Annotated in this window: 15 protein-coding genes; 9 read left to right on the top strand and 6 right to left on the bottom strand. The window is 72.4% G+C overall.

Going from position 1 to position 15648, the window contains the following annotated elements; genetic code table 11:
• Both GPJ59_RS11305 and GPJ59_RS11300 read left to right on the top strand, forming a co-directional pair.
• Positions 1–924: an acyl-CoA dehydrogenase family protein gene (locus GPJ59_RS11305; protein ID WP_308120246.1), complete on the top strand. Its 924-nt coding sequence runs from the start codon at positions 1–3 to the stop codon at positions 922–924.
• Positions 925–1180: 256 nt separating this feature from the next.
• On the top strand, positions 1181–1651 hold the full coding sequence (locus GPJ59_RS11300) for an ATP-binding protein (protein WP_219666687.1): 471 nt from the start codon (positions 1181–1183) through the stop codon (positions 1649–1651).
• Between the two features lie 166 nt (positions 1652–1817).
• On the opposite strand, the gene GPJ59_RS11295 is transcribed toward GPJ59_RS11300, so the two are convergent.
• The 5 genes from GPJ59_RS11295 to GPJ59_RS11275 all read right to left on the bottom strand — a co-directional run bounded on the left by GPJ59_RS11295 (position 1818) and on the right by GPJ59_RS11275 (position 7750).
• Entirely contained in the window at positions 1818–2432 is a 615-nt protein-coding gene (locus tag GPJ59_RS11295) for a hypothetical protein (RefSeq protein ID WP_219666683.1), read from the bottom strand.
• Positions 2429–3691, bottom strand: coding sequence for a DUF7224 domain-containing protein (locus GPJ59_RS11290; RefSeq protein WP_219666681.1), 1263 nt, complete (start codon positions 3689–3691; stop codon positions 2429–2431). The genes GPJ59_RS11295 and GPJ59_RS11290 overlap by 4 nt, the downstream gene beginning before the upstream one ends.
• A gap of 3 nt (positions 3692–3694) precedes the next feature.
• Positions 3695–4438: an ATP-binding cassette domain-containing protein gene (locus GPJ59_RS11285; RefSeq protein ID WP_219666678.1), complete on the bottom strand. Its 744-nt coding sequence runs from the start codon at positions 4436–4438 to the stop codon at positions 3695–3697.
• A gap of 206 nt (positions 4439–4644) precedes the next feature.
• On the bottom strand, positions 4645–5379 hold the full coding sequence (locus GPJ59_RS11280; protein ID WP_219666669.1) for a hypothetical protein: 735 nt from the start codon (positions 5377–5379) through the stop codon (positions 4645–4647).
• A 70-nt stretch (positions 5380–5449) separates the two neighbouring features.
• Entirely contained in the window at positions 5450–7750 is a 2301-nt protein-coding gene (locus tag GPJ59_RS11275) for an NACHT domain-containing protein (protein ID WP_219666667.1), read from the bottom strand.
• A gap of 73 nt (positions 7751–7823) precedes the next feature.
• On the opposite strand from GPJ59_RS11275, the gene GPJ59_RS11270 reads away from it, so the two are divergent.
• Together GPJ59_RS11270 and GPJ59_RS11265 are read left to right on the top strand one after the other, a co-directional pair.
• Positions 7824–8135 carry a hypothetical protein gene (locus tag GPJ59_RS11270; protein WP_219666665.1) on the top strand — a complete coding sequence of 104 codons (312 nt, stop codon included), beginning with the start codon at positions 7824–7826 and terminating at the stop codon, positions 8133–8135.
• Positions 8136–8376: 241 nt separating this feature from the next.
• Positions 8377–8778, top strand: coding sequence for a VOC family protein (locus tag GPJ59_RS11265; RefSeq protein ID WP_219666663.1), 402 nt, complete (start codon positions 8377–8379; stop codon positions 8776–8778).
• Between the two features lie 84 nt (positions 8779–8862).
• On the opposite strand, the gene GPJ59_RS11260 is transcribed toward GPJ59_RS11265, so the two are convergent.
• Positions 8863–9783: a cyclase family protein gene (locus GPJ59_RS11260; protein ID WP_258024230.1), complete on the bottom strand. Its 921-nt coding sequence runs from the start codon at positions 9781–9783 to the stop codon at positions 8863–8865.
• Positions 9784–9886: 103 nt separating this feature from the next.
• On the opposite strand from GPJ59_RS11260, the gene GPJ59_RS11255 reads away from it, so the two are divergent.
• The 5 genes from GPJ59_RS11255 to GPJ59_RS11235 all read left to right on the top strand — a co-directional run bounded on the left by GPJ59_RS11255 (position 9887) and on the right by GPJ59_RS11235 (position 15565).
• The gene (locus GPJ59_RS11255) at positions 9887–10846 is read left to right on the top strand and encodes an SDR family oxidoreductase (protein WP_219666655.1); all 960 of its coding nucleotides are present in this window, start codon (positions 9887–9889) and stop codon (positions 10844–10846) included.
• Positions 10847–10857: 11 nt separating this feature from the next.
• A complete protein-coding gene (locus tag GPJ59_RS11250; protein WP_219666653.1) occupies positions 10858–12087 on the top strand; it encodes an acyl-CoA dehydrogenase family protein in 1230 nt (409 codons plus the stop codon).
• Complete coding sequence (locus tag GPJ59_RS11245) at positions 12084–13151, top strand: Zn-dependent alcohol dehydrogenase (protein ID WP_219666646.1); 1068 nt, start codon at positions 12084–12086, stop codon at positions 13149–13151. Before GPJ59_RS11250 ends, GPJ59_RS11245 begins: the two co-directional genes overlap by 4 nt.
• 144 nt (positions 13152–13295) lie before the next feature.
• On the top strand, positions 13296–14051 hold the full coding sequence (locus GPJ59_RS11240; protein ID WP_219666644.1) for an ATP-binding cassette domain-containing protein: 756 nt from the start codon (positions 13296–13298) through the stop codon (positions 14049–14051).
• Positions 14052–14695: 644 nt separating this feature from the next.
• Positions 14696–15565 (top strand): glycosyltransferase family 2 protein, encoded by an 870-nt coding sequence (locus GPJ59_RS11235; protein WP_219666700.1) that lies wholly within the window; start codon positions 14696–14698, stop codon positions 15563–15565.
• Positions 15566–15648: the final 83 nt, after the last annotated feature.

Raw genomic sequence — 15648 nt, 5'->3', positions numbered from 1 at the left:
GTGGTGGGCGGCGCTGCGGCAGCGGACGGCGGCACGGCGGCGGGCGGCGGTGCCGTGGTGGACCGGGACCTCTGGCGGGAGTTGGGCGCGGCCGGGTTCTTCGCGCTGCGGCTGCCGGAGGCGGCGGGCGGGGTCGGGCTCGGGCTGCCGGAGGCCGTGCTGGTCTTCGAGGAGGCCGGGCGGGCCCTGCTGCCGGGGCCGCTGGTCGCCACGCACCTGGCGGCCGGGGTGGTCGAGGGCGCGGCGGAGGGCAAGGCAGTGGTGACGGCCCGGGACCTGCCGGGGCTGGTGGCGTACCTGGCGGAGGCGGACGCGGTGCTGGGGGAGCCGGCGGGGCTCGTGGGGGAGCCGGTGGCGTCCGCGGACCCGCTGACCCCGCTGCACCGGGTCCCGGCCCGGGCCGCGGCGGCGGATTCCGTCCGGGCCCCCGCGGGTGGCGGCAGCGCGTCCCCGCAGGACGCCTGGCGCCGGGAAGGGGCGCTGCTGACGGCCGCGCTCCAACTGGGCAGTGCCCTGCGGACGACCGAGCTGGCGGTGGAGTACGCGGGCCGGCGCGAGCAGTTCGGGCGGCCGATCGGCGGCTTCCAGGCCGTCAAGCACCTGTGCGCGCAGATGCTGGTCCGCGCGGAGCTCGCGCGCGCGGCGGTCTACGCGGCGGCGGTCACGGGCGCCGCGGCCGATGCGGCGGGGGCGAAGCTGCTGGCCGACGAGGCCGCCGTACGCAACGCCCGGGACTGCCTCCAGGTGCACGGCGGGATGGGGTTCACCTGGGAGGCCGATGTCCACCTGCACCTGAAGCGGGCCTGGGTGCGCGCCGAGCAGTGGGTGACGGTGGCCGAGGCCGAAGAACTGCTGGCGGAAGAGTTGTTGCAGGAGGTGACGGGTGGGACGCAGCGGGACGCATGTCCGATTACGGAGAGTTGATATCGGTTCGTGTCCTTAGCCCGACTCGTAACGGACCGGAGTCGTGGGCATGCTCCGGTACGCTCCCCGGATGCGAGCGGTTGAGCGGCGATGGCGTCGCACAGTATGCACCATGCCTACTCCTTCGCGCTGGAATATGCCTGAAGCGCTTGTTGTGGTGACTGTATGTCAACCATGCTGCTCCACAAGGGGATCACGGTCCGTGATCCTATTCTGTCGCGAGGCGAAGTGTCCGCCGGTTCGGATGGTGTGAGCGGTGCAGGTGCTTCAGGTTCAGCTGGAGGTAGGGCCGGATCCCGCGGAGGTCGGCCGGGCCCGCCGATGGGCGCGCTCCCGGCTGGCGGGATCGGGGATAGGCGATGACGAGCCGCTCGCCGAGACGCTGGTCCTGCTGATCTCGGAGCTCGTCACGAACGCCGTGGTGCACACCGGCTGCCCGGCCGTCCTGCGGATGCTGTTCGGGGAGCCGGGCGTACGGGTCGAGGTCGCCGACGCCAGTGCCCGGGAGCCGGCCCGGCGGCACGCGGACGGGGGCGACACCAGCGGGCGCGGGCTGGAGCTGGTGGACGGACTCGCAGACCGCTGGGGCTGGCAGCGCGAGGGCGCGGGCAAGCGAATCTGGTGCGAGATCGACCGCCCCGGGAGCGGGCCGGAGGGATGCTCGGACAAAATCCGGGAAAACCTGCCCGATCCGGGAACCGCGCGTGTACCTCTAACGAGGTGTTGACGGACCGTCATGCGTTGATCACCCTGGAGTGGAGCGATTCGTCGCGAGGGGACGCCAAGGGTCGACCTTGACGAGTGCGGGTCGTGGGGTGGCGGCTGCCGTGCCGCGCTCGGGGCGCGCACGACCGTGCGCCGCCACCCACAGCTCTTCCGCAGCCCGGCTGCGGCTATGCCGTGGCTTCACGGAGCCAGGAGGCCCTCGTTCCGAACGGTCGGACGAAGCTGAACACGGCGCCGGCGGCCAACAGGGTCAGGGATGCGGCGAATGCCGGGACGGAGTTGCCCGGGTGAAGGATCAGCGCCCAGGGCTCGGCGCCCACTCCCCCCGAACGCCATCCGGCGGCAGCGCAGAACAAGGGGACCACACTGGTCAGGACGGCGGCGGACCGGTGGCCGGCCAGCGGTTCGAGAACGAGAGCAATGCCGATGAAGACGATGGTGTTGCGGCCGACGGTGAGGGCGATGACGTCGGCGCCGAGCAGGTGGCCGACGAGTGTGAGGGCAAGGACGGCGGTGGCGAGGCCTGTGGCAAGCGCCGTGTCCCACCGTGCGACGGCCCGTACAGCCGTGGATTCTGTGTGAGGTCCCACCCGCCCCGTGCTGTTCAGCCACAGGACAGCCGGCAGGACGGGAGTCAGGCCTGCCAGGAGGAACCTTCCCGAGCCCCCGGTCAGTGCGGGCAGCGGAAGCTCGGTACTGCCGAATGCCAGACCGGCCAGGGTCATCAACACGGTGCAGCCTGCCAGTGTGAGCACCGCCCGCGACTTGAGCCACCAGTTCATCCGGCGCCTCCGGGAACGGTGAGCTGCGGCGGCTGATCGCACGTGGCCAGGGCCTGACGGTTGGCCTCGTACCAGGCCAGCTGCTTCTCGCGGGGCTCTTGCAGCACTCTCTGCACGAGGGCGGCATCGTCCGGCGAGAGCCGTCCCGGGCCAGGCGGTGCTTGCAGGGCGACCGACGTCACCCACGCCATCAGGGGTGCGCGAGCAGGGTAGGCGCGGAACGTTCCGGTACGGCGGGCGCACTCGGGCATCCCGGGCAGCACGGCGGAGGCGAGGTTCATGGCGATGTCGGCGGACTGGGGGCGGCTCTTGAAACCGAAGCGGGCCTCGCCGGGCTTGAGATCGCGGCTCTCTGTGAGGGTCGCCGGAATCTGCAGGCCGGCCGCCTCCAGCCGCGCTGCAAACGTACGGGTCTGCGCCACGGCCTGGCCGTCGGACCCGATCTCCGGCCACAGGCAGACATGCGGTCGCCCTCGCGTGTCACAGACGAGCTCTCCGTCGTCGCGGGCGGTGACCGGACTGAAGCCGAGACCGAGTGCGGGCGGGAGAGCGGCGGCGGTGCCGACGGCGACGAGCAGGAAGGCGGCGACGAGGCTGCGGAAGGCCGGCCGGCGGATGAGCAGCAGCGCCGCGGCGCACACGCCGACCGCGAAAGCCGTCGGTGCCCAGACGGCCTTGGGGTCGATGACCGTGCCGACCGAGCAGCACTCGGAGAAGGCGCCGGCGACCAGGTGACGCGGCCATGCGACCGGCAACGAGACGGGGAAGGCCGTCAGGCAGAAGCCCACTGTCAACGCGATGGGAGCAGCGGCGATGCCCGGCAGGAGGCGTCCGGTGAGATACCCGCTCAAGGTGCAGGCCGCCAACACGAGTCCCTGAGCGCCCAGCATGCCGAGATGGGACGGGGCCGGGGGCGCACCAGTTGCGATCGACGCGATCAGCAAGCTCGTCGCCAGGCCCGCCAGGCCCATGAGCCACACCGGTGCCAGGACAGGAAGTGCGATGGCCAGTGGGCCGCGTGCAGGCGCCTGGTCGAGGACCCCGCCCCGCTTGAGGCGGGCACCCTCCCAGGCCGCGCTGGCGGCGCAGGCTGCGGCTGCGAAGGCCAGGACGAAGGAGGCCTGGCCGACAGCAGAGGGCCCGTATCCCTCCGTCACGTAACGGGTGAGGGTGTCGCTGAGGAGGAAGACGATGAAGCAGACCAGGAGCGGCAGCATGAGGGTGGCCGACGAGGAACGCAGGAGCGTGCGCAGCAGCACGGTTCAGATCTCCTGCCCGACGAGCCGCCCGTAGGCAGCCTCCGCCCTCTCACGTCCTCCGGCAGCCGTGGCCGGAGCGAGCGCATGGAACTCCGCCGGGCTGCCTTGGAACCGTACGGTGCCGCGGTCGAGCACGATGATCCGCTGGTACAGCTCGGAGAGGTCCTCGGTCTGATGGGTGGACACCAGGACCTGCAAGGACGCCGACAACTCCGTCACCAGATCGCGGAACACCTGGCGCTGCTGAGGATCGAGCCCTGCGGTGGGCTCGTCCATGAGGATCAGTTCGCTGTGGTGGGTGAGGGCCCCGGCTATGCCCATGCGGCGGAGCTGGCCGCCGCTGACCTGGTGGCTCTTGCGGCCGGCGAGGGGGCCCAGTCCCACCCGCTCGACGGCGGCGGCGGACGACTCCCAGGCGGAGGCCCGGGACATGCCCTTGAGCCATCCCGCGTACGCGATCTGCTCGCGGACGGTGAGGCCGGGCACGGGTGTGATGTGCTGTGGAATCCAGGCGACCTTCTTGCGGTACCCGGCCAGCCCGCGCCGGTCGGGCCGGCTCCGGCCGAAGGCCACCGTGCCGGCAGCCGGGCGCAGATGAGAGGCCGCCAGTCCCATCAGGGTGGACTTACCAGCGCCGTTGGGACCGAGTAAGACCGTGGCCGGCGCATCGACCGTCAGGTCGAACGTGTGGAACACCGGGGCCTGCCGGCCGTACCGGAAGCTCACGCCGTCGAAAACCAGAGCCATGGAGTCCCCCCAGCCACGGAAATTGTTGCGGTATCCGAAGTTCACGTCGTGGAGGAGGAGACTCCGGCGTGGGCGAAGGTTGATTGTCCTGAATGTGGCGCCAATGAGGCGTGTTCTGCATGGGGCGGGCGTGCAGAGTGAGGAGGACGGTGTTGCGGGGGTTGCACGGTGAACCCCCGCACGGTGAACCGAGCGTGCCCCAGGTCCTAGACCTTGCCTCCGCAGATCACGTCGTAGGGCCGGCCGACGGAGATGACGAGCTGCATGGGCTCGACGGTGCCCGACGGGCAGTCGGCCTTCGTCTTCACCAGGTCCAGCACCTTGTAGGAGCCCTTCCCGGCCTGGGCGCAGGGGATCTCCTTGGCCTGGTCGGTGATGCAGTCGCCCTTCACGAGCTGGACGCCGCCGGCGCCGGCGTCACCGGGGTGCTCGCCGGTGAGGTTCCGCCCGCAGACGGTGTTGGTGGGGATGCCGCCGCCCTTGGAGGACCCGTAGGAGATGCTCACCCGGATCATCACGTCGGTGCCGGCCGGACACTGGATCGAACCGGGCAGGATCCCGGCCTCCTTGATCTCCAGCGCCTTGAAGCTGGCGCCCGAGTCGGAGCACTTGAGCGCCCGGTAGCCGTCGGGCCGGTTGTCGGGGTCCGGGCCGCCGCAGTCGCCGACCTGCCAGGAGCTGGAGGTGTTCTTGGAGGGGGAGGCGGACGCGCCGGGCGCCTTGCCGGAGGAGGAGGACGAGGAGGACGACGAGGACGGCGAGGACGAGGACGAGGACGACTCGTCCTCACCGAACACCTTGGACGCGATGAAGCCGGTTCCGAGCATCGCCGCGATGACGACCACCGCGACGACGCCTCCCGAACGCCGCTGCCGCTGCGGCTGCTGCGGCGGCGGGGGCGGCGGAGGCGGGAGCGGACCGCCGTACTGGGGCTGGGACATCGTGCTCCTCCTGAGGTGTGGCCGAGCGGGACGACAGGACCCGCGTCCGCAAGGACGCGACATGAACACCTCATGGTTTCACGGGCTGATCGAGCCCCAGCCGCCTGCGCGCCAGGTCCAGTCCGTCCCGGTGCAGCCCGGCGCTCTCCCAGGTGAGGACGGCGTCGCACGCCTGCGTGTCCACCCGGCGCAGGCCCGCGGAGACCGGGTCGCCGTCCAGCCGCACGGGCTCGGGCATCGACGCCTGCTGTGCCACGGTGACGGGGCCGGGAGCGCCCGCCGTCACGACGAAGACCGCGGCCGGGCGGTCTCCCATCCGCAGCGCCACCTCGACGGCCGCCCCGGCGCAGCCGGCGACCTCTGCCGTACCGTTCCAGCGCGTGAAGGCGGCACCGTCCGGCTCGGGCACCGTGAACTCCGTCCGGAGCGCGGCCCCCTGCGGCAGCTTCCACGTCCAGGCGTCGATCGTTGTCGTGCAGCTGAGGGGATCGGCGAGGCAGACCGTCGACTCCACGGGCACGGGCCGGTGCCCGGCGCCGGGGATCAGCTCCTCCTCGGATCCGTTGAGGGAGTAGCTGGAGCCGGTGGCGAACAGCCATGCCGCCGCCAGGAGCGCCTGGAGCGCGCTGGGCAGGACCGGCAGGACGAACTTCCAGTGCCGTCCGGCCCAGCGCGGCCGGACGGCCGACCGGGACGAGGTCCCGGCCCCGCTCAGTTGCTCCTGTACGCGCAGGTGGCGGAACTGGTGGACCGCCCCCGTCTGCCGCAGCACCCCGCGCTCGTGGGCGTCGTCGAGGAACGTCCAGAACCGCCAGGGCAGCTGCCGTGTCAGCCAGAACCACGTACGGGACACCTGGTACGAGCCCCAGGCCGAGCCGAGGAGAGTGGCCAGGCCCGCGGCACCGCCGACGAGCGCGCTGAAGCCGTAGACCGCTTCCGGCTCCGCGCCCAGCACACGGGTGAGCCAGCCGCCCATGGCCGTCGCCAGCAGCAGGGCCACGCCGAGGCCCGAGACGCAGCCGATGACCGCGTACTGGCGCAGCACCCCGCGCGGGCCGCGCAGGACGTCCTCCGTCACGTAGACCTGGGTCAGCCCCCGCCGGACCATGATGTGCACGCCGCCGCCCACGGCCCCCGTCATCACCCCGGAGAGCACCGCCAGCCGCGTGCCGAACAGCATGTGGAAGAACCATCCGTACGACAGGCCGAACGCGGCTCCGACGACGACCCCGGTGACCACGGAATGGACCTGCCACCAGGCGAAGTCGTAGGTCCCGTCCCGCTGCATCTGGTGCGCGATCGTCGTCAGGTACCGCCTGGCCCGGTCCGTGCCGAAGCGCCGCCCCGTGGACTCGGTGTAGGCCGCGGGAAGGTAGCGCTCCAGCAGATGGGCTTCGATCTCCTCCCGGGTCGCGAACCGCTCCTGGGACAACAGCTCTGCCGGATCCGTCGAGCCCGCCTGGTAGGCGGTGCGGGCCAGATACAGCATCAGCGGGGAGGACAGGGCCGCGGCCAGTGCGGAGTCGGGGCGACCGCGCAGGGCGTCGAAGACCCCGTCCCAGCGGCGGTCGCCGGCCACCGTCGACTGCTGGAGATAGGTGACGGCGTCCTGCGGTTCCACGTCGGCCAGTTCGACCACCGCCGCCCGGGTGAGGTAGTGGCCGCTCTCCCGTACCGTCTGCTCGTACTCGTCCCCGCGGCACGTCACGAGCAGCGGGAGGCCTTCCGCGACGGCCGCGTCGATCGCCTCGACCGCACGTGCGTGCAGCGCCGGGGGCAGTTCGTCCAGGCCGTCGAGCACGGGCATCACCCGGTTGTCGTCGAGGAGCGCCCGCGCGCCGTCGGCGCGCCGCCGGCGGCCGGTGCGGTGGCCCGGCCCGAGTTCCCGGATCCGCTGGGCCATCCACTCCCGCAGCCCGACCGACGGCCGCCAGGACGACAGCGACAGCACGACGGGCACCGGCTCCTCGGGCTGCCACGCCTTGAGCAGGTCCCAGGCCAGCAGCAGGGCGAGGACGCTCTTTCCGGCCCCCGGCCGGCCGAGCACGACGAGCTGGCGCCGGGGCAGGCTCCGCAGGAACTCCGGCACCTGGTTCGCGTCGCCCGTCAGGGCCGCGCCCTGCACGCCCAACGCGTCGGCCGGCGACCGGACGGGCCGCCCGGTGGGGGACCACCGGACCGGGATCCGGCCCGGGTGCTCCAGCCTGAGCCGTGCGATCTCGTCCCCCAACCGGGCCCGTACGGCTGTCGCGAGCTCGCGCGCGGCGCGGTCCGTGTCCGTGACGACGTTCCCGTCGACGATCTGGATCTGGGTCTGCACCACACGCTCGGCGGTCACCCCCTTGATCTGCTGGTTCCATCCACCGCGCACGCGCGTCCCCCGTGGTAGAAGTGGTCGACGAAGGCAGGCCAGGCAATGCTACGTACACCAGGGGGAGTTGCGTATGACGACCACGGGCACGCGCATGCTGGCGGCGGGCGGGACGGTCGCCGCGGCGGCCGCCGTGAACGTCGCGACGGGCATGCTGACGCAGAAGTGGACCCTGGCCTGGTGGCTCTGCACGGCCGTCCTGGTGGTCGTGGGCGGCGCGCTCCAGGCGTGGCTGACCGTGTCGGACCGGGCGGCCGCCCGCCGGCAGGAGGTCGAGGACGTCGAGGCCGGCGGGGGGCTCACGCAGCGGATGCCCGGCGCGGGCGAGCAGGTCGTGCGGCGCACCAAGATCAAGGGCGACCTCACCCAGGAGCAGAGCGGCTGACGGCGATCGGCCGGGTGAAGGTCGGACAATTGCCTTTGCAGCGGCCGGAGTCGGGGCGTAAGGTCACTCGGGTGACTGCCGGGTCGGCCATGGGCCATTCACGAGTGGGGCACCCGGCCTCGGCGTGAGCGCGAGGCGGGCCAGAGCCCCGCCTTCCTCCTGTCTTCCTTCCTCTTCCTTTCTCGCGTCGCCGTGGGCGGCGCTCCGTAGCGGAATCCAAGACCAGGAGATACGACCACTCATGTCCGACGCACAGCAGCCCGCCGTCCAGCTGAACCACACCGCCGTGTACGCCTCGGACCGGCAGCTGTCGGCCGAATTCCTCGCCGCGGTCCTCGGCCTGCCGGTCGGGGCCCCGTTCGGGCCGTTCCTGCCGATCGACCTCGGCAACGGCGTGACCCTCGACTACTACGAGCTGCGCGACAAGCCGATCCAGTCGCAGCACTACGCGTTCCTCGTGCCCGAGGAGCAGTTCGACGCCATGATCGCGCGGCTGGAGGCGGTCGGCGTCACGTACTACGCCGACCCGCACCACACCGAGGCGGGCCGCACCAACACCCTCTTCGGCGGCCGCGGCGCGTACTTCGACGACCCGGACGGCCACAACATGGAGATCATGACCCGGCCCTACGCCCGCCCCTGACCTGGCCCTGAGCCTCTGACGGGGTGTGCCGCGCGGCCCCGGGGGAGCCGCGCGGCGCAGGCCGTCCGCCTCGCTGTGGTCCGTTCAGAGGATCGCGACCGGGGCGACCGGGGTGCCGGTGCCGCCGACGAAGGGCTCCGGCATCGCGGAGAGCAGGAAGCTGTACGTCCGCATTTCTCCACAGGCTGTGGACAAGTTTTCCAGGTTCCAGTTCTGGCCCTGGTGCATGCCCATCTCGACCAGGTCCAGGGCGTGCACCGGCAGCCACAGGTCCTCGATCTCGGGCGGGAAGATCTCGAAGGTCAGGGTGTCGTTCGCGACCGCCGCCACGTCCCGGGCGTGGAACCACGCCGGAGTGCGGACCGACAGGCCCGGGGACGGGAACCCGTAGCCGTGCTTGTCGCCCGCCAGGTAGACCTGCACCTGGCCGGTGCGGACCAGGACGATGTCGCCCGCGCGGACGGTGACCCGGCCGAACTCCTCCGCCTCCGCCAGGTCCTCCGGCGTCACCGCGTGACCGCCCGGCAGCCGGTCCAGCCCCTTCGCCGCGGCCACGTCCAGCAGGACCCCCCGCGAGACGATCGGGCCGGCCTTGTCGATGCCGCTGAACTGCGCGCGGGTGTGCGCGGTGATGGTCGACGCGGGGCGGCCGTTGTAGATCCTCCCCGAGTGGGAGACGTGGGTGAGGGCGTCCCAGTGGGTCGCGGCCTGGAGCCCCATGGTCACGGCGTCGTCGCTGCACGCGACCGTGCCCGGCCCGAAGATCTCCTGGTTGACCTGGACCATCGTGTGCAGCGGGTTGATGCGGCCCGGGATCATCCCGGCCTGCACCCCGTCCTCCTTCAGCGGCAGCGCCAGCGGGATCCGGCGGCCCGTGCGGATCTCGGCCGCCGCCGCCCGGACCACCTCGTCGGTGACGAGGTTCAGGGTGCCGATCTCGTCGTCGGCGCCCCAGCGGCCCCAGTTGTTGACGCGCTTGGCGATGTCGTGGAACTCGGGAGGCATCGGCACGGGTTCCTCAGCTCCTTGCGGCTCGGGGCTTGTGCGCGGTGGTCGGACCGGCCATAGAATCTAACGGACCGTCAGAAACCTCGGGAAGGGGCCGGACGTGGGGAACTTCTTGGCAGGCAAGGTCGTCGCCGTCACCGGCGCGGGCCGGGGCATCGGACGGGCCGTCGCCCTCGCCGCCGCCGCCGAGGGAGCCAAGGTCGTCGTGGGGGACTACGGGGTCTCGATCGAGGGCGGCGAACCCTCCAGCGAGGTCGCCGAAGCCGTCGTCAAGGAGATCGCCGCAGCGGGCGGGGAGGCCGTCGCGGTCGCCGACGACATCTCCACCATGGCGGGCGGACAGCGCCTGGTGGACACCGCGCTCGCCTCGTACGGACGGCTGGACGGCGTCGTGTGCGTGGCCGGCATCCTGCGCGAGCGGATGCTGTTCAACATGAGCGAGGAGGAGTGGGACCCCGTCGTCGCCACCCACCTCAAGGGCACCTTCACCGTCTTCCGGGCCGCCTCCGCCGTCATGCGCAAGCAGGGGCACGGCACCCTCATCGGCTTCACCAGCGGCAACCACCAGGGCTCCGTCGCCCAGGCCAACTACTCGGCGGCCAAGGGCGGGATCATCTCCCTGGTCCGCTCCGCCGCCCTCGGCCTGCACAAGTACGGGGTCACCGCCAACGCCGTCGCCCCCGTCGCCCGGACCCGGATGTCCGCGAACGTGCCCATGGAGCTCAAGGAGATCGGCGAGCCCGAGGACGTGGCCGCGCTGGTCACGTACCTGCTCAGCGACCGGGCCCGGGCCGAGGGCATCACCGGGCAGGTCTACACGATCGCCGGCCCCAAGATCGCCGTATGGGCCCAGCCGCGCGAGCTGCGCGCCGGCTACGCCGAAGGCGCCTGGACCCCCGAGAAGATCGCCGACTTCCTCCCCGGCACGGTCGGCACCGACCCCATGCCCCTGCTCGCCCAGCTGGAGGCCATGGCGAAGGCCGCCGCAGCCAAGGAACGCCCCAACGAGCGCACCGACGCGCGCCGCAACGAACACACCGACGCGCGCACCGACGCGTAGGGGACCGGGTCGTGGACTTCGGCTTCGGGGCGGACGACGAGGACTTCCGCCGGCGCGCCCGCGACTGGCTGGCGCAGCGACTCGTGCCCGGGACCGGGCCGTTCGCCCGGGCCGCCGGGCTCGGCGGGCCGGGCAGCGAGCACGAGGGGGTGGCCGAGCGGCGCGAGTGGGAACGCGAGCTCGGGCGGGCCGGCTGGATCGGACTGGGCTGGGCCGCGCCCGCCGGGGCGTACGGGCAGCAGCACGCTGGCCTCACCCAGCAGGTGGTCTGGGCCGAGGAGTACGCGCGCCTGCGCGCCCCCGCCCGGGTCGGCCACATCGGCGAGAACCTGCTGGCCCCCACCCTGCTCGCGTACGGCAGCCAGGAGCAGCGCGACCGCTTCCTGCCGCCGATCGCACGGGGCGAGGAACTGTGGTGCCAGGGGTACAGCGAGCCGGGCGCCGGCTCGGACCTGGCCGGGGTGCGCACCACCGCCGTCCGGGAGGGGGCGGCGTACCGGGTGACCGGACAGAAGATCTGGACCTCCCTCGCCCAGGACGCCGACTGGTGCTTCGTCCTGGCCCGCACCGAGCCCGGCTCGCGGCGGCACCACGGCCTGTCGTTCCTGCTGGTGCCGATGGACCAGCCGGGCCGCGTCGAGGTCCGGCCGATCCGCCAGATGTCGGGGACCAGCGAGTTCAACGAGGTCTTCTTCGACGGGGCGGTGGCGGAGGAGGTCGTCGGCGGCGAGGGCCGCGGCTGGGCGGTGGCCGTGGGGCTGCTGGCCCTGGAGCGGGGCGTGTCCACCCTGGTCCAGCAGATCGGGTTCGCGGCGGAGCTGGACGAGGTCGTCCGGGACTTCCTCGCGTCCGGGCCCGCCGCGGACCCGCAGCTGCGCGAGCGGCTCGTACGGCAGTGGGCGGAGCTGCGCACGATGCGCTGGAACGCACTGCGCACGCTAGGCGGTGGTGAGGGCGGTGCTTTTGGCTGGGGCGGTGGCGGCGTTCCCGGGGCGCCGAGCGTGGCCAAGCTGCTGTGGGCCGGCTGGCACCGGCGGCTCGGCGAGCTCGCCGTCGCGGTCCGGGGCGCGGCGGCCACGGCCGGGCCGGGGGACTGGTCGCCGCAGGACCCGTACGGACTGGACGCCGCCCAGCGGCTGTTCCTCTTCACCCGCGCCGACACGATCTACGGCGGCTCGGACGAGATCCAGCGCAACATCATCGCCGAGCGCGTGCTCGGCCTGCCGAAGGAGTCCAGGTGAGAGGCGTCGTGTTCGACGGCAAGCAGGCGCAGGTGGTCGACGACCTGGAGGTCCGCGCCCCCGGACCGGGGGAGGTGCTGGTCGCGATCGCGGCGGCGGGGCTGTGCCACAGCGACCTGTCGGTGATCGACGGGACGATCCCCTTCCCGCCGCCGGTGGTGCTCGGGCACGAGGGCGCGGGCGTCGTGGAGGCGGTCGGCGCGGGCGTGACACACGTGTCACCCGGTGACCACGTGGCGCTCTCCACGCTCGCCAACTGCGGTGCCTGCGCGGACTGCGACCGCGGCCGGCCGACGATGTGCCGCAAGGCGATCGGACGGCCCGGGCAGCCGTTCTCCCGGGGCGGGAATCCGCTGTTCCAGTTCGCCTCCAACTCCGCCTTCGCCGAGCGGACGATCGTCACGGCGGTCCAGGCGGTGAAGATCCCGTCCGACATCCCGCTGACCTCGGCGGCCCTGATCGGCTGCGGCGTGCTGACGGGCGTGGGCGCCGTACTGAACCGGGCCCGGGTGGACCGCGGCGAGACGGTCGTCGTCATCGGGACCGGCGGCATCGGGCTGAACGTCCTCCAGGGGGCGAGGATCGCGGGCGCGTCCGTGATCGTCGCGGTGGACGCGAACCCGGCGAAGGAGGCGGTGGCCCGGCAGTTCGGGGCCACGCACTTCATCGACGCGTCGGCGGTGGCGGACTCCTCGGCGGCGGTGAAGGAGATCCTCCCGACGGGCGCGGACCACGCCTTCGAGTGCGTGGGCAACGTCAGACTGATCCGCCAGGCCATCGACCTCCTGGACCGCCACGGCCAGGCGGTCCTGCTGGGCGTACCCGGCTTCACGGAGGAGGCGACGTTCCAGGTCTCGTCCATGTACCTGGACAAGTCCATCCTCGGCTGCCGCTACGGCTCCGCCCGCCCGCAGCGCGACATCGCACTGTACGCGGACCTCTACCGGCAGGGCCGGCTGCTGCTCGACGAACTGGTGACGGAGGTCTACCCGGTGGAGGACTTCCCAAAGGCAGCGGCCGACGCACACCACGGCCGGGTGGCGCGGGGGGTGCTGACGTTCTGAGCCCTGGCTCGGCTCGGCCAGGTATCCGGTCGGTCATTGGCCGGTTGTCGTCGGAACGTTCTCAAGCGTAAATCGCGGCGGTAGCGTTCCTCGCGACTCCCCGTGGCAGCCCCACGGCACGTTTCGTGAGCAACTGGGGAAAGCATGGGGAAGCACATCGCGTCCGGTGGCAGGCCGGCGCCGGGATCTGCGGCGCTCGAGCTGGGGGCGCTGCACTACGGCATCGGGGGGCGGACTCTCTTCGACGGGCTCGACCTGTGCCTGCCGGTCGGGGAGTCCGTCGCCGTCATGGGGCCCAGCGGAAGCGGCAAGAGCACGCTGATCTCGTGTGCCCTCGGCCTGGTCTCGCCGCAGGGAGCGGTGCGCGTGGCCGGCCGCGAGATCACGCGGATGCGGCGGCGGGACCTGGCAAGGCACCGCGGTGCCCACGTGGGGGTGGTGTTCCAGTTCGGGGAGCTGCTGCCCGGACTCACCCCCGTGGAGAACGTCGCGCTGGCGGGACTGCTGTCAGGGGCCTCACGCCACGACGTGTACGCGGATGCCGAGCGGTTGCTCGCCGAACTGGGTGTGCCCGGCGCCGACCGTGCGACCGGGACGCTCTCCGGCGGAGAGCGCCGCTCCGCCCTCCCGCCGGGGGTGCAAGCCCTGCGGCTGAGCGTCGACCACGCGACGGGAAGGGCCAACTGGCCGGACTCTGCCCGGCCCTGCAACGCCTCGCCCTGCCGTGCACACCCGAGCCCACGCCGGTCGCACTGCCCGACGCCGACGTTCGCGTCAGGGAACTCCACAGCTGGGACACCCCCGGGCGGGGCCTGTCCGCCCGCGAGACGACGGCGCCCAAGGGTCCCGTGGTCGTCCTGGTGGACGGACCGGGTCGGCAGATTTCCGTACCGGCGGTGAAGGAGGCGGCGAACCGCCACCTCGGTACGGCGCTTCCGGTCGAGACCATCGCCGGTTCCTGGCTGACCGCCGCGCATCTGGACGACCGCCAGGGCCAGTGGGTGCTGCTCTTCGGGGTCTTCGCCGTGCTGGTCGTCGCGATCTCGATCGTGGTGTCCAACCTGGCGGAGTTCGTGCGCTTCAGCCGACGGATCACTGCGCTGACCGTCCTCTCCGGCAACCGGACGATCTACTTCAGCACTGCCTTCTTCACCCTCTTCCTGCCGCTGACGATCGCGTCCCTGATCGGCCTGGTCACCAACTACTGGCTGGCCACCCCCATGACCGCGGGCGCCTACTCCGAGGGCGCGGCCCACTCGGGGCCGGTTCTGACGGCGGTGCTGGCCCTCACCCTCGGCATGGCACTCGTGGTCTGGTTGTGGGGCGCGTACGGCGCGCTGCGGCTGACCGCGAGATGGCAGCCGACGGCGGACCGACGCGGGCCGGGCCAAGGGGCGGCCGAGGCCGGCCGGCGGCTGAGCACCGGCCCTTCGGCCGTCGCATACTGGGTCGCCGGCGGTACACCCTCCTGCCGGCGCGGCGACCCTGAACCAGCGTGCCACCGAACTGATCGGCAACCAGGCGTGAAGGGAACGGACAGCGGAATGCCGAAGATCGGGGTTGTGGTCCTGACCATGGGCGACCGGCCCGCCGAACTGGGAGCCCTGCTGGCCTCGGTGGCCGCGCAGGAAGGCGATCCGGCAACCGTCGTGGTCCTCGGCCAGGGCGTGAAACTTCCACCCCTCCCGGACGGCGTGGACAGCGTCGAGCTGCCGGAGAACCTGGGCATCCCCGGCGGCCGGAACGCCGGCGTGGCCTGGCTGCGCGAGCGGGGCGGCGTGGACGTCGTCGTGGTCCTGGACGACGACGGCCTGCTGCCCCGCACCGACACCTTCCGGCTGATCCGGGAGGCGTTCGCCGGCAACCCGCGCCTGGGTGTCGCGGGCTTCCGCATCGCGGACGAGACAGGAGCAAGTCAGCGCAGGCACGTCCCCCGGCTGGGCGGCAAGAACCCACTGGTGTCCGGGCCGGTGACGACCTTCCTCGGTGGCGGCCACGCCATCCGCATGAGCGTGATCGACCAGGTGGGCGACTTCCCCGCCCAGTTCTTCTACGCCCACGAGGAAACGGACTTCGCCTGGCGGGCGCTCGACGCCGGCTGGGACATCGACTACCGGGCCGACATGGTGCTGCAGCACCCGCGTACGGAGGCGTCCCGGCACGCGGTGTACTACCGCAACACCGGCCGGAACCGGGTCTGGCTGGCCAAACGGCACCTGCCCGCCGTCCTGGTGCCGGTCTACCTCGCGACCTGGGCTGCGTACACGCTCGTGCGGCGGCCCCCGCCGTCCGGCCTGGCCGCCTGGTGGGCCGGCTTCTTCGAAGGGGTACGGGTGGCGTGCCCGCCGAGGCGGCCCATGCGGTGGCGAACGGTGTGGCGGATGACGCGACTGGGCCGCCCCCCGGTGATCTGACGCCCCGAGGGCCGAGGCACCCCGGCCAACGGCGCGGCTGCCCCTCGCACTGCCGGGGAGTGGAACGGCTCCTGGATGGTGAC

Origin of the sequence: Streptomyces bambusae, assembly GCF_019400985.1 — a bacterium.
In the GTDB taxonomy this organism is placed as follows: Bacteria; Actinomycetota; Actinomycetes; order Streptomycetales; family Streptomycetaceae; genus Streptomyces; species Streptomyces bambusae_A.
Note: the sequence above shows the minus strand (reverse complement) of the source record. Positions and strands in the feature narration are given on the sequence as shown.

Bases quoted from the DNA above. Each gene is read 5' to 3' on its own strand.
- GPJ59_RS11295 (WP_219666683.1), bottom strand. From the start codon at position 2,432: ATGAACTGGTGGCTCAAGTCGCGGGCGGTGCTCACACTGGCAGGCTGC.
- GPJ59_RS11285 (WP_219666678.1), bottom strand. From the start codon at position 4,438: ATGGCTCTGGTTTTCGACGGCGTGAGCTTCCGGTACGGCCGGCAGGCC.
- GPJ59_RS11280 (WP_219666669.1), bottom strand. From the start codon at position 5,379: ATGTCCCAGCCCCAGTACGGCGGTCCGCTCCCGCCTCCGCCGCCCCCG.
- GPJ59_RS11270 (WP_219666665.1), top strand. From the start codon at position 7,824: ATGACGACCACGGGCACGCGCATGCTGGCGGCGGGCGGGACGGTCGCC.
- GPJ59_RS11265 (WP_219666663.1), top strand. From the start codon at position 8,377: ATGTCCGACGCACAGCAGCCCGCCGTCCAGCTGAACCACACCGCCGTG.
- GPJ59_RS11260 (WP_258024230.1), bottom strand. From the start codon at position 9,783: ATGCCTCCCGAGTTCCACGACATCGCCAAGCGCGTCAACAACTGGGGC.
- GPJ59_RS11240 (WP_219666644.1), top strand. From the start codon at position 13,296: ATGGGGAAGCACATCGCGTCCGGTGGCAGGCCGGCGCCGGGATCTGCG.
- GPJ59_RS11235 (WP_219666700.1), top strand. From the start codon at position 14,696: ATGCCGAAGATCGGGGTTGTGGTCCTGACCATGGGCGACCGGCCCGCC.